Source organism: Actinophytocola xanthii, assembly GCF_001921205.1.
Lineage (GTDB): Bacteria > Actinomycetota > Actinomycetes > Mycobacteriales > Pseudonocardiaceae > Actinophytocola > Actinophytocola xanthii.
The window spans coordinates 1-13,320 of the sequence record NZ_MSIE01000121.1; the positions used below are offsets into that span (position 1 = coordinate 1).

General features: G+C 77.1%; 2 protein-coding genes. Both read right to left on the reverse strand.

Annotation, left to right across the window (positions count from 1 at the left end):
- Window positions 1-1,572: type I polyketide synthase (locus BU204_RS36385; protein ID WP_408608079.1), on the reverse strand; the 1,572-nt coding region annotated here is incomplete at its 3' end.
- A partial coding sequence (locus tag BU204_RS36390; protein ID WP_143230015.1) for a type I polyketide synthase occupies window positions 1,569-13,320 on the reverse strand: 11,752 nt, incomplete at its 5' end. The genes BU204_RS36390 and BU204_RS36385, both read right to left, overlap by 4 nt.

Consider the following 13,320-nt stretch of genomic DNA (forward strand, 5'->3'; position numbering starts at 1 on the left):
ACCGTCGACCAGCACGGCCCGGTGCTCGAACACCGAACGCGTGGTGACCAGGGAGTACGCGACGTCCACCGCGGAGGGCGCGGCGTCGAGGTGGGCGCGGACGGCCTCGGCCTGGGCGCGCAGGGCCTCCGCGGTCCTCGCGGACACCACCAGCGGCACGGCGCCGTCGGTCGCGGTCGGCTGAACGGGTTCGGTGTCACCCTGTTCCAGGATCACGTGGGTGTTGGTGCCGCTCGCCCCGAACGAGGACACCGCCGCCCGGCGCGCCCGGTCCGCCTCGGGCCAGTCCACGGCCTCGGTCAGCAGCTCCACCGCGCCCGCCGACCAGTCCACGTGCGAGGAGGGCGCGCCGACGTGCAGGGTCCGCGGCGCCACACTGTGCCGCATGGCCTCCACCATCTTGATCACTCCGGCGACGCCGGCGGCGGCCTGGGTGTGCCCGAGGTTCGACTTGACCGAGCCCAGCAGCAGCGGCGTCTCGCGGTCCCGGCCGTAGGTGGCGAGCAGGGCCTGCGCCTCGATCGGGTCACCCAGCTCGGTCCCGGTGCCGTGCGCCTCCACCACGTCGACGTCGCGGGCGGCCAGCCCGGCGTGGTCGAGCGCCGCGCGGATCACCCGGCGCTGCGCCGGTCCGCTGGGCGCGGTGAGGCCGTTGGAGGCGCCGTCGGAGTTCATCGCCGAGCCGCGGACGACCGCGAGCACCCGGTGCCCGTTGCGCCGGGCCTCGGACAGGCGCTCGAGCACCAGCACGCCGGCGCCCTCGGCCCAGCCGGTGCCGTCGGCGCCCTCGGCGAACGCCTTGCACCGCCCGTCGGGCGAGAGGGCGCCCTGCACGGCGAACTCGACGAACCCGGCCGGGGTGGACATGACCGTGACCCCGCCGGCCAGCGCCAGCGAGCACTCCCCCGCCCGCAGCGCGTGCGCGGCCAGGTGCAGCGCGACCAGCGAGGACGAGCACCCGGTGTCCACCGACAGGGTCGGCCCGTGCAGGCCGAAGGTGTAGGCGAGCCGACCGGACAGCAGGCTGCCGGACTGCGCGGTCTGCCAGTCCAGGCCCTGCATCGGCAGCCGGTAGTCGCCGGTGCCGCCGCCGACGAACACTCCGGTGTCACCGCCGCGCAGGGTCGCGGGCACGATGCCGGCCCGCTCCAGCGCCTCCCAGGCCACCTCGAGGAGCAGCCGCTGCTGCGGGTCCATCACGAGCGCCTCGCGCGGCGCGATCCGGAAGAAGGCGGGGTCGAAGCCGGCGACGTCGTCGAGGAAGCCGCCGTGGCGGGGTACCGGCGGGGCGCCCGGTTCCCGCGCGAACGCGTCGAGCAGGGACAGGTCCCAGCCGCGGTCGGCCGGCATCTCGCCCACCGCGTCCACACCGTCGGCGACCAGCCGCCACAGGTCCTCCGGGCCGCGCACGCCGCCCGGGTAGCGGCACGCCATGCCCACGACGGCGATCGGCTCGGTCGCGGCCTCCACCAGCCGGCGGTTCTGCTGGCGCAGGCCGTCCACCTGCTTCAGCGCGGCCCGCAGGGCGCCGACAACCTTGTCGCTGGGTGCAGTCATCGTCGAACCCTTCAGTCGTGCGCCTGGCCGTTCAAGGCGGCCTGAACGAGGTCGTCGACATCCATGGCGTCGAGATCCATGGCGTCGACGTCCCTGTCGGCGGGTGCGGCAGCCGTCCCGTCCCGCCCGGCGAGGCGGAGCAGCGGCTCCAGCACGCCGATCTCCCGCAGGCGGGTCAGCGGCACCGACGCGAGCAGGGCGCGGAGGTCGGCCTCCTCGTCGCTGACCGACGCGTCGGGAAGCAGCTCGGCGAGCACGTGCTCGGCGAGTGCGGCGGGGGTGGGATGGTCGAACGCGAGCGTGGCCGGCAGCGCCAGGCCGGTGGCCGTGCTCAGCTCGTTGCGCAGGTCGACGGCGGTCAGCGAGTCGAACCCGAGCTCCCGGAAGGCCCGGTCCGCCTCCACCGCCTCGGCGCCGACGTGGCCGAGCACCGCCGCGACCCGTTCCCGGACCAGCTCGAGCACCACCGGGTGCCGTTCGGCGGGGGGCAGCGCGGCCAGGCGCTCGCGCAGCCGGTCGGCGGCGCCCTCGGCCGCGCGCCGGTCGCGCCGGGCGGTGTCGAGCGCCACCCGTGCCTCCGGTACGCCGGTGAGCAGCGGGCTGGGTCGGGCCCCGGTGAACGCGGCGGCGAACCGGTCCCAGGCGACGTCGGCGACGACCGTGCTCGGTGCGCCGCCGCCGACGACCCGGGTGAGCACGGCCAGCGCGAGGTCGGGGTCGAGCGGAGGCAGCCCGGTGAGCCGCAGGTGCGCGGCCAGCGGGCCGTCGGCGCCCCAGGAACCCCAGGCGATGCTGGTGGCCGGGCGCCCTCGGCGCTGCCGGCGCAGGGCCAGCGCCTCGAGGTGGGCCCCGGCGGCGGCCTCGGCACCGCGTCCGGCCACCCCCCACACACCGGCGACGGTGGTGCAGAGGACGAACGCCTCGAGGTCGCCGGTGAGCGCGTCGAGGTGCTCGGCCGCGGCGACCCCGGCGGGTGACGGGTCGGCCACGACGACGGCGGTGAGCGCGGGCAGGGAGGCCAGCAGCGCGGCGAGCGCCTCCCGGTCGGTGGTGTCGCAGTCCGCGACCTCCAGCCCGGCCAGCGGCTCGGCCCCGGCGAGCACGACCCGGCCGGCGCCCGCGCCGGCCAGCCAGCGGGCCAGCGGCTCACCCATTCCGCCGGCCCCGACCACGAGCACGGTTCCGGCCGGCGTCCACCCGGTCCCGTCGGGAGCGGCACGGACCAGGCGTCGGGCGAACACGCCGTCGGGGCGGACCGCGACCTGGTCCTCGCCGATCCCCGACAGCACGGCACCCAGGCCGGCGGCGGGCTCGACCAGGTCGACCAGGCCGCCCCAGCGGTCCGGGGACTCGAGCGCGCACACCCGGCCCGCCCCCCAGACAGCGGCCTGGGCCGGGTCCGGCTCGTCGGCGGCGGCACCCCGGGTGAGGCACCACAGGGGTGCCGCCACACCGGCGTCGGCCAGCACGCCGAGCATGGTCGTCGGCCAGGCGGTGGACCCGGTGTCGGTCGGCGCCGGGGAGGCGGCCGCCGCCAGGAGCGACACCACCCCGCTCACCCCCGCGCCGACCTCGGCCAGGCGGGTCGCCAGGTCCGGGCCGTCCTCGACCGGGAGCACCGCGCCGCCCAGGGCGGCGACCGCGGCGCACAGCCACTCGTCACCGGTCCAGCCGGGGGGAACCACGGCGAGCCAGGTCCCCGGCGGCTCGGCGCTGACGGGGACGGGCACCAGCTGCCAGTCCACCCGGTAGCACCAGCGTTCGGCGACCGAGCGCTCCTGCCGCCGGCGGCGCCAGCTCGACAGCGCCGGCAGGACCGTGGCGAGCGCCCCCGCGTCCGCGTTCAGGTCGAGCGTGGCCGCGAGCGAGTCGACGTCGGCGCGGTCGACGGCCGACCAGAACTCGGCGTCGGCAGGGTCGGCGGCGGGTGCCGGCGCTGCGGGGAGGTCCGGCCAGAACCGCTCGCGGCGGAAGGCGTAGGTCGGCAGGTCCACGGCGGCCGGCCGGGTGTCGGCGAAGAACGCCGGCCAGTCCACCGGCACCCCGCGGGTGTGCAGCCGGCCCAGCGCGGTGACCAGGGAGGTCTCCTCGTCCCGGTCCGCGCGCAGCGCCGGGACGGCGACGGCACCCGAGGCCAGGGACTCGGCGGCCATCGCGCACAGCACGCCGTCCGGACCCAGCTCGAGGAACGTCCGCGTGCCGGTCGCCAGCAGCGTGTCGAGGCCGGCGGCGAAGCGCACCGGCTCGCGCACGTGCCGCACCCAGTGGTCCGGGGAGCACAGCTGCTCGGCCGTGGCGAGCGCGCCGGTCAGGGTGGACACCACGGGGATGCGCGGCGGGTGGTAGGTCAGCCCGGCGGCGACCTCGCGCAGCGGGTCGAGCACGGGGTCCATCAGCGGCGAGTGGAACGCGTGGCTCACGTGCAGCCGGCGGGTGCGCCTGCCCTGGGCGGCGAACCGCTCGGCGACCGCCAGGACCGCGTGCTCGGCGCCGGCCAGCACCACCGAGCGGGGGCCGTTGACCGCGGCGAGCGAGACGTCGGCATCCAAGAGCGGCGTCACCTCGTCCTCGCCGGCCTGCACCGCGACCATGGCGCCGCCGGCCGGCAGGGCCTGCATGAGCCGGGCCCGGGCGGAGACCAGCGCGCAGGCGTCGGGCAGCGACAGCACCCCGGCCACGTGCGCGGCGACCAGCTCGCCGACCGAGTGCCCGGCCAGGTGGTCCGGCGCCAGGCCCCACGACTCCACCAGCCGGAACAACGCGACCTCGAGCGCGAACAGCGCGGGCTGGGTGCGGCCGGTCTCGGCCAGGCCCGGTTCGTCGCCCCAGACGACCTCACGCAGGCCGGGGTCGAGGTGGGCGAGGGTCTCGTCGAACGCGTCGGCGAACACGTCGAACCGCTCGTAGAGCCCGCGGCCCATACCGACCCGCTGGGCGCCCTGCCCGGAGAACAGCACGCCCAGCTCACCGGCGGTGGCCACGTCGCGGGCGATCTCCACGCCGTCAAGCAGCACCGCCCGCCTCGGCAGGGCGGCGCGCTCGGTGGCCAGGGCCCGGCCGACCGCCGCCCGGGACAGCTCGGGGTGGCGGTCGGCGAACTCGGCGAGCCGGCCGAGCTGGGCGTTCAGCGCGGCCTCCGACCGCGCCGACACCGGCCAGGGCACGACCGCGGGCTCGACGCCGGCGGGTGCGGGGTCGGCCTCGGGTGCCTGCTCGACGATCACGTGCGCGTTGGTGCCGCTGATGCCGAAGGCCGACACCCCGGCCCGCCTCGGCCTGCCCGTGTCCGGCCAGGCCGTGTCCTCGGCGAGCAGGGCGACGGAGCCGGCCGACCAGTCGACGTGGCTCGAGGGGGTGTCCACGTGCAGGGTGCGCGGCAGCCGGCCGTGCCGGAGGGCGAGCACCACCTTGATCACGCCGGCGACGCCCGCGGCGCCCTGGGTGTGCCCGAGGTTGGACTTCACCGAGCCCAGCAGCAGCGGGTGCTCCCGGTCCTGCCCGTAGGTGGCCAGCAGCGCCTGCGCCTCGATCGGGTCACCCAGCGTCGTGCCCGTGCCGTGCGCCTCCACCACGTCGACGTCCTGGGTGGACAGCCCGGCGTCGGCCAACGCGGCCCGGATCACCCGCTGCTGGGCGGGTCCGTTCGGCGCGGTCAAGCCGTTGGACGCCCCGTCGGAGTTCACCGCCGAACCCCGCACGACGGCCAGCACCCGATGCCCGTTGCGCCGCGCGTCGGACAGCCGCTCGAGCACGACGACGCCGACGCCCTCCGACCAGCCGGTGCCGTCCGCGCCGTCGCCGAACGCCTTGCACCGGCCGTCCGCGGCGAGCCCGCCCTGCAGGCTGAACTCGACGAACGAGTCCGGGGTGGACATGACCGACACCCCGCCGGCGAGCGCCAGGGAGCACTCCCCGGAGCGCAGCGCGCGGGCGGCGAGGTGCAGCGCGACCAGCGACGCAGAGCAGGCGGTGTCGACGGTCACCGCCGGGCCCTCGAGCCCCAGGGTGTAGGCGAGCCGGCCGGACATGACGCTGGCCGTGGTGCCGGTCGCGACGTGCCCGCCGAGGCTCTCCCCGGCGCTCGGGTCGGGCAGTGCCGCCGCCGCGCGGCGCAGCACGTCCACGTAGTCCTGGCCGTTGGTGCCGACGAACACCCCGGTGTCGCTGCCGCGCAGGGCGGTCGGGTCGAGCCCGGCGCGCTCGAGCGCCTCCCAGGAGGTCTCCAGCAGCAGCCGCTGCTGCGGGTCCATGGCCAGCGCCTCGCGCGGGGAGATGCCGAAGAAGTCGGCGTCGAAGTCCGCGACCCCGGCGAGGAACCCACCCTTGGCGGTGGCCGAGCGCCCGGCGAGCGCCGCGAGGTCCCAGCCCCGGTCGTCGGGGAAGTCCACGATCCCGTCGCGGCCCTGGGCCAGCAGCTCCCACAGCTGCTCCGGCGAGGTGACCCCACCCGGGAAGCGACACCCGATGCCCACGACCGCGACCGGCTCGGCGGTGACCGCCCGCGCTTCCCCGGCCTGCGGCGCCGGCAGCCGACCGACCAGCTCACCCACGAGGAACGCCGCAAGCTCACGCGGCGTGGGGTGGTCGAACACCAGCGACGCCGGCAGCCGCAGCCCGGTCACTGCGGTCAACGCGTTGCGCAGCTCCACCGTGGTGAGCGAGTCGAACCCGAGGTCGCGGAACGGCTTGTCGGCGTCGACGGAGGAGCCGTCACCGTGCCCGAGGACGACGGCGACCTGAGCCCGCAGCAGGTCGAGCACCTGCCGCTCCCGCTGCGCCTCCGGCAGCGCGGCGAGCCGGTCGGCCAGCGCCGGCTCCCCGGGAACGGGGGCCGGGTCGGCCGACCCTGTGAGGTCCGCCAGCAGGGGCGCCGGCCGCAGTGCGGCGAGCGCGGGCGCGAACCGCACCCAGTCCACGTCGGCGACGGTCACCTCGGTGTCGCCGGCCTCGATGGCCCGGCGCAGCGCCGCGATCGCGCGTGCGGGCGGCAGCGGGGTGAGACCACCGCGCCGCAGTCTCTCGGGCACGGCCGCCGAAGCTCCTGCGGTAGCCACCGCGGTACCCGCGGCCATGCCGTCGCCGGCCCAGGGGCCCCAGGCCACCGAGGTGGCCGGGCGGCCCAGCGCTCGGCGGCGGGCGGCCAGCGCGTCCAGGTAGGCGTTGGCGGCGGCGTAGTTGCCCTGGCCCGCAGCGCCGAGTACGCCGGCGGTCGAGGAGAACAGCACGAACGCGTCGACCTCGCCTACCAGCTCGTCGAGGTGGCGGGCGCCGTCGGCCTTGGCTCGCATGACGGTCTCGAAGCGGGCCGGGGTGAGCGCGTCGACCACTCCGTCGTCGACCACGCCGGCGGCGTGGAACACGGCGGTGACCTCGACCCCGTCCAGCAGCGCGGCCAGCGCCCCGCGGTCGCCGACGTCGCAGGCGGCCAGCGTGACCCGCGTGCCCAGGTCGGTCAGCTCCGCCACCAGCTCACCCGCGCGGGGCGCGTCCGGGCCGCCGCGGCTGGCCAGCAGCAGATGCTCGGCTCCCTCGCGGGCCAGCCACCGCGCCACCTGGCCACCGACCCCACCGGTGGCTCCGGTGACCAGGACGGTCCCGGCCGGGCGGTACTCCCGGGCGGGGCGGTCCGCGGGAACCGGGGCGGGCACCAGGCGCCGGGCGAGCACGCCGGCCGCGCGCACCGCCACCTGGTCCTCCTCGCCGCCGAGCAGGCCGGCGAGCCGGCGCACGACGTGGCGGTCGACCGTCGCTGGGACGTCCACCAAGCCGCCCCAGGTGTCGGGGTGCTCCAGGGCCACCACCCGTCCCAGGCCCCACACGGCGGCCTGGTCGGGGTCCGGTGCCTCGGTGGCCGAGACGGCGACCGCGCCGCTGGTCAGGCACCACAGCCGGGCCGTGCTCCCGACGTCGGCGAGGGCCTGGACGGCGGCGGCGGTCAGCGTCAGCGCGGACCGCCCCCCGGCCAGCGTCAGCAGCGACAGCACACCGGCCACGTCCTCCGGCACCGCGAGGTCGGGACCCGGCTCGACGACGGTGGCCCCGGGCAGCAGGTCGGGCAGCCACGCCGGCGGGGCGAGGCCGGGCGGGACGAGCACCAGCCAGCGGCCGGCGGGCGGGGGCGCCGCCGAGGTCACCGGGCGCCACTCGACGCGGTACCGCAGCTGGTCGACACCGGCCTGCTCGTCGCGGCGCCGCCGCCAGCGAGCGAGGGCGGGGGCGACCGCGGCGACGGTGTCGGCGTCGAGGCCGAGGGTCGAGGCGAGGTGGTCGCGGTCGTCGCGGCGGACGGCCGCCCACAGCTCGTCGTCGTGGGCCGGCGGGGCGGCGGGTGCGGCGGTCGAGGGCCAGTACCGCTCCCGTTGGAACGGATAGGTGGGCAGGTCGAGGTGGCGGGCGCCGCTGTCGGCGAAGAACGCCGGCCAGTTCACGGCGCCGCCCCGCGTGTGCAGCCCGGCGACGCCGGCCAGCAGCGCCGGCACCTCCGGCCGGTCGCGGCGCAGGGTCGGCACGCTCACCGCCGTGTCGCCGAGGGTCTCGGCGGCCATGCCCGACAGCGAGCCGTCCGGGCCGAGCTCGAGGAACGTGGTGACGCCCTGCGCGGCGAGCGCGCTGACGCCGTCGGCGAAGCGGACCGCGTTCCGCACGTGCGTGACCCAGTGGTCCGGGGAGCACAGCTCCTCGGCCGTGGCGAGCGCGCCGGACAGGGTGGACACGACCGGCAGCGTCGGCGGGTGGTAGGTCACCGCCGCCGCGGCCCGGGCGAAGCCGGCGAGCATGGCGTCCATCCGCGGCGAGTGGAACGCGTGGCTGACCCGCAGCCGCCTGGTTCTGCGGCCCGCATCGGCCAGGCGCGCGGCGAGGTGCAGCGTCGGCTCCTCGTCCCCGGCGATGACCAGCGAGGACGGCCCGTTCAGGGCGGCGATCGAGACCGCGCCCGCATGGCCGTTGATCATGCTCTCGACCTCGTCCTCGGTGGCGCGCACGGCGACCATCGCGCCGCCCGGCGGCAGGGCCTGCATCAGCCGGGCCCGCGCGGCCACCAGCCCCGCGGCGTCGGCGAGCGTCAGCACGCCGGCCACGTGCGCCGCCACCAGCTCGCCCACCGAGTGCCCGGCCAGGTAGTCCGGCGCCACGCCCCACGACTCCACCAGCCGGTACAACGCCACCTCGAGCGCGAACACCGCGGGCTGGGTGAACCCCGTCTCGTCGAGCCCGGGCGCCTCGCCCCACATCACCTCGCGCAGCGGGCGGTCCAGCTCCGGGTCGAGGTGCGCGAGCACCTCGTCGAGCGCGTCGGCGAACACGCCGAACCGCTCGTACAGCTCGCGGCCCATCCCGACCCGCTGGCTGCCCTGGCCCCCGAACAGCACCGCCGTCCGGCCTCGGCCGGCCCGGCCGGTCACCAGGCCCGGCTGCCCCTCGCCGTCCCGCACCGCGGTGAGCCCCGCGACCAGCTCGTCCCGGTCCGCGGCGACGAACGCGGCCCGGTGCTCGAACGCCGAGCGGGTGGTGGCGAGCGCCGCGGCGAGGTCGGTGACCGAGGTCGAGCCGTCCACGATCGACAGCAGGTCCGCGGCCCGGGCCCGCAGCGCCCGCTCGTCGCGTGCCGACACCAGCACCGGCTGGGGCGCGGCGACCGGCTCGGGCGCGACCTCGGCGGGCGGGGCCTGCTCGAGGATCGCGTGGGCGTTCGTGCCGCTCAGGCCGAACGAGGACACCCCGGCCCGGCGCGGCCGGTCCGCCGCCGGCCACTCCTGTGCCTCGGTCAGCAGCCGGACCGACCCCGCCGACCAGTCCACGTGGGACGACGGGGTGTCCACGTGCAGGGTCCTGGGCAGCAGCCCGTGCCGCAGCGCCTGCACCATCTTGATCACGCCGGCGATCCCGGAGGCCATCTGGGTGTGCCCGAGGTTCGACTTCACCGAGCCGAGCAGCAACGGCGTCGACCGGTCCCGGCCGTAGGTCGCGAGCAGCGCCTGCGCCTCGATCGGGTCGCCGAGCGCGGTGCCGGTGCCGTGTCCCTCGACCGCGTCCACGTCCGACGGGCGCAGCCCGGCGGCGGCGAGCGCGTCGGTGATGACCCGCTGCTGGGCCGGCCCGTTGGGGGCGGTGAGCCCGTTGGACGCGCCGTCCTGGTTGACCGCCGAGCCGCGCAGCACGGCGAGCACGGGGTGGCCGTTGCGCCGGGCGTCGGAGAGCCGCTCGAGCAGCACCAGGCCGACGCCCTCGGCGAGCGTCATGCCGTCGGCGCCCTCGGCGTAGGCCTTGCACCGCCCGTCCAGTGCCAGTGCCCGCTGCCGGCTGAACCCGATGAACGGGGCCGGCGTGGCCATCACGCTCACCCCGCCGGCCAGTGCCAGGCCGCACTCCCCCGCGGCCAGCGAGCGCGCCGCGAGGTGCAGTGCGACCAGCGACGAGGAGCAGGCCGTGTCGAGGGTGAGCGCCGGGCCCTCGAGCCCGAACAGGTAGGCGATCCGACCGGACAGGACGCTCGGCAGGGACCCGGTGACCTGGTGGCCCTCGGCGTTGTCGACGGTGCCCGCGACGCCGGAGCCGTAGTCCTGGTAGCTGGCGCCGACGAACGTGCCGGTGCGGCTGCCGCGCAGGGTGTGCGGGTCGAGCCCGGCCCGCTCGAACGCCTCCCACGCGGTCTCCAGCAGCAGCCGCTGCTGCGGGTCCATGGCCAGCGCCTCGCGGGGCGACACGCCGAAGAAGGCCGGGTCGAAGTCGGCGACGTCGTGCAGGAACCCGCCCTGGACGGAGTAGGTGTGCCCGGGCCGGTCGGGGTCGGGGTCGTACAGCGCCTCGGCCGACCAGCCCCGGTCGACCGGGAAGCCGGAGATCGCGTCGACGCCGTCGACGACCAGCTCCCACAGGCGTTCCGGCGAGGTCGCGCCGCCGGGGTAGCGGCAGCTCATGCCGATCACGGCGATCGGGTCGTCGGCGACGAGCGCGGCGGTGACCTCGGCGGGCGGGGCCGGCGCCGCGCCGTTCAGCTCGGCGAGCAGGAACCCGGCCAGCGCGACGGGGTTGGGGTGGTCGAAGACCATGGTCGCGGGCAGGGCCAGGCCGGTGCCCCTGGCGATCCGGTTGCGCAGGTCCACCGCGGTGACCGAGTCGAACCCGGCGTCGCGGAACGCGCGCCGCTCGTCGAGCGCGTCGGCCGAGCCGTGCCCGAGCACCGCGGCGGCCTCGGCGCGGACCAGGTCCAGCAGGACCCGTTCGCGTTCCTGGGCGGGCAGCGACCGCAGCCGGGCGGCCAGCTCCCCGCCGGTGGCCGGGTCCGGTGCGTGCTCGGCCGACTCGGCCAGCCGCCGCACGGCCGGCACCTCGTCGAACAGTCGGGTAGGCCGGATGGCCGTGTACACGGGGTGGTAGCGCGCCCAGTCGACGTCGGCCACCGCGACCACCGGGTCGTGGGCGTCCAGAGCGGCCCGCAGCCCGGCGAGCGCCCGTCGCGGGTCCATGAACTCCAGACCGCTGCGCCGGATCTGGCCGGGGTCGACCCGGCCCAGCTCGAGGTCGTCGGCCCAGATGCCCCAGTGCAGGGAGGTCGCCGCGCGGCCGCGGGCGCGGCGGTGCTCGGCGAGCGCGTGCAGGTAGGCGTTGCCGGCGACGTAGGCGGCGTGCTGGCCGGCACCCCACAGCCCGACGACCGAGGAGAACAGCACGAAGCGGTCGACCTCGCCGAACACCTCGTCGAGGTTGCGGGCGCCGGTGACCTTGGCGTCCAGCACGGTGGTGAGGCCGTCCAGGTCGGTGTCGGCGAGCGGGGACAGCTCGATCACCGCGGCGGCGTGGATGACGGTGCGCACCTCGCGGCCCTCGTCGCGGAGCCGGTCGCGCAGGGCGGCGAGCGCCTCCCGGTCGGTGACGTCGCAGGCCACCACCTCGGCTGGCACGCCAAGGCCGGCGACCAGGTCCTCCGCGCCGGGAGCGGTCGGGCCGCGGCGGCTGGCCAGCACCACGTGGTCGGCGCCGTGCTCGGCGAGCCAGCGGGCGACGTGCGGTGCGAGGGTGCCGGTGCCGCCGGTGACCAGCGTCGTGCCGCCCGGCTCCCAACGGCCGGTCGGCGGCGCGGCGGGCGCGGGCACGAGCCGGCGCGCGAGCAGGCCGGAGCCGCGTACGGCGAGCTGGTCCTCTCCGGTGTCGCCGGCGAGCGCGGCGGCCAGGCGCCGCCCGGCGCGCCCGTCGAGGACGGGTGGGAGGTCGACGGTTCCGCCCCAGCGGTCGGCGTGCTCCAGCGCCGCCGTCCAGCCGATGCCGGCGACCAGTGCCTGCGCCGGGTTCTCGACCTGGTCGGAACGGCCGGTGGAGACGGCTCCCCTGGTCAGACACCACAGCGGTGCCTCGATCCCGGCGTCGCCGAGTGCCTGGACGAGCGTGACGGTGCGGGCGAGCCCGAGCGGCAGGGCCGGGTGTCCGGGGGTGGGGTCGCCGGCCTCGGCGAGCAGCGAGACGATGCCGGCCGCCTCGGCGGCGCCGGCCTCGCGGAGGCGGTCGGCGACGCCCGCCCGGTCGGTCTCGGTCAGCACCAGCCGGCGAACCTCGGCGCCGTGCGCGCCGAGCACGGCCTCGACCTCGGTGTCCCCGTCGCCGGGGGTGACCAGCAGCCAGGTGCCGGCCAGGGCGGGTGCCGGGCCGGCGGGCACCGGGGTCCAGCGGATCCGGTACCGCCAGGAGTCGACGGTGGCCTCCTCGTCGCGGTCGCGGCGCCAGGCGGTCAGCGCGGGCAGCACGGCTGCCAGTGCGTCCTGGTCGACGCGCAGGTCGGCGGCGAGCACGGCGGGGTCGGCCTGCTCGATGGCGGCCCAGGCGCCGTCGTCGGTCGGCTCGCCGCGGTCGGCCTGCGCGAGCACGGCGGGTGGGGACCAGTAGGACTCGCGCTGGAAGGGATAGGTGGGCAGGTCGACGCGCCGACCGGCGGGGAGCGCCCAGTCGACGGTGACGCCCCGGACGAACACCTCGGCCAGGGAGGTGGCCAGCCGGTCGCCACCGCCGTCGTCGCGGCGCAGCGTGCCGGCGACGACCACCCGCCCGCCGGCGTCCTCGGCTGTCTCCTGGACGGCGAAGGTCAGCACGGGGTGCGGGCTGACCTCGATGAACGCCCGGTGGCCGGTGTCGAGCAGGCCGCGGACCGCCGGTTCGAAGCGGACGGTCTGGCGAAGGTTGCGGTACCAGTAGTCGGCGTCCATGGTCGTGGTGTCGATCCGGTCGGCGGTGACCGTGGACCAGAACGGCACGTCGGCGGGGCGCGGGCGGACCGGGGCCAGCTCGGTGAGCAGCTCGTCGCGCAGCTCGGCCACCTGGTGGGAGTGGGAGGCGTAGTCGACGGGGACGCGGCGGACACGCACGTCCTCGGCGGCCAGCTCGTCCCGCAGCGCGTCGAGGGCGGCGGGCACGCCGGAGACGACCACCGAGCGCGGGCCGTTGACGGCGGCGATCGAGAGCCGTTCGTCCAGCCGCCCAGCCACCTCGCCGGCCGGCAATGCCACCGACATCATGCCCCCGGCACCCGCGAGCCGGCGCGCGATCGCGGCACTGCGCAACGCCACCACCCGCGCACCGTCCTCGAGCGACAACGCACCCGACACCACCGCGGCGGCGATCTCACCCTGCGAATGCCCGACCACCGCGTCCGGCTCCACACCATACGAACGCCACACCGCCGCCAACGCCACCATCACCGCCCACGACGCCGGCTGCACCACCCCCACCCGACCCAGCTCACCGCCACGAAGAACCTCCGACAACGACCACCCC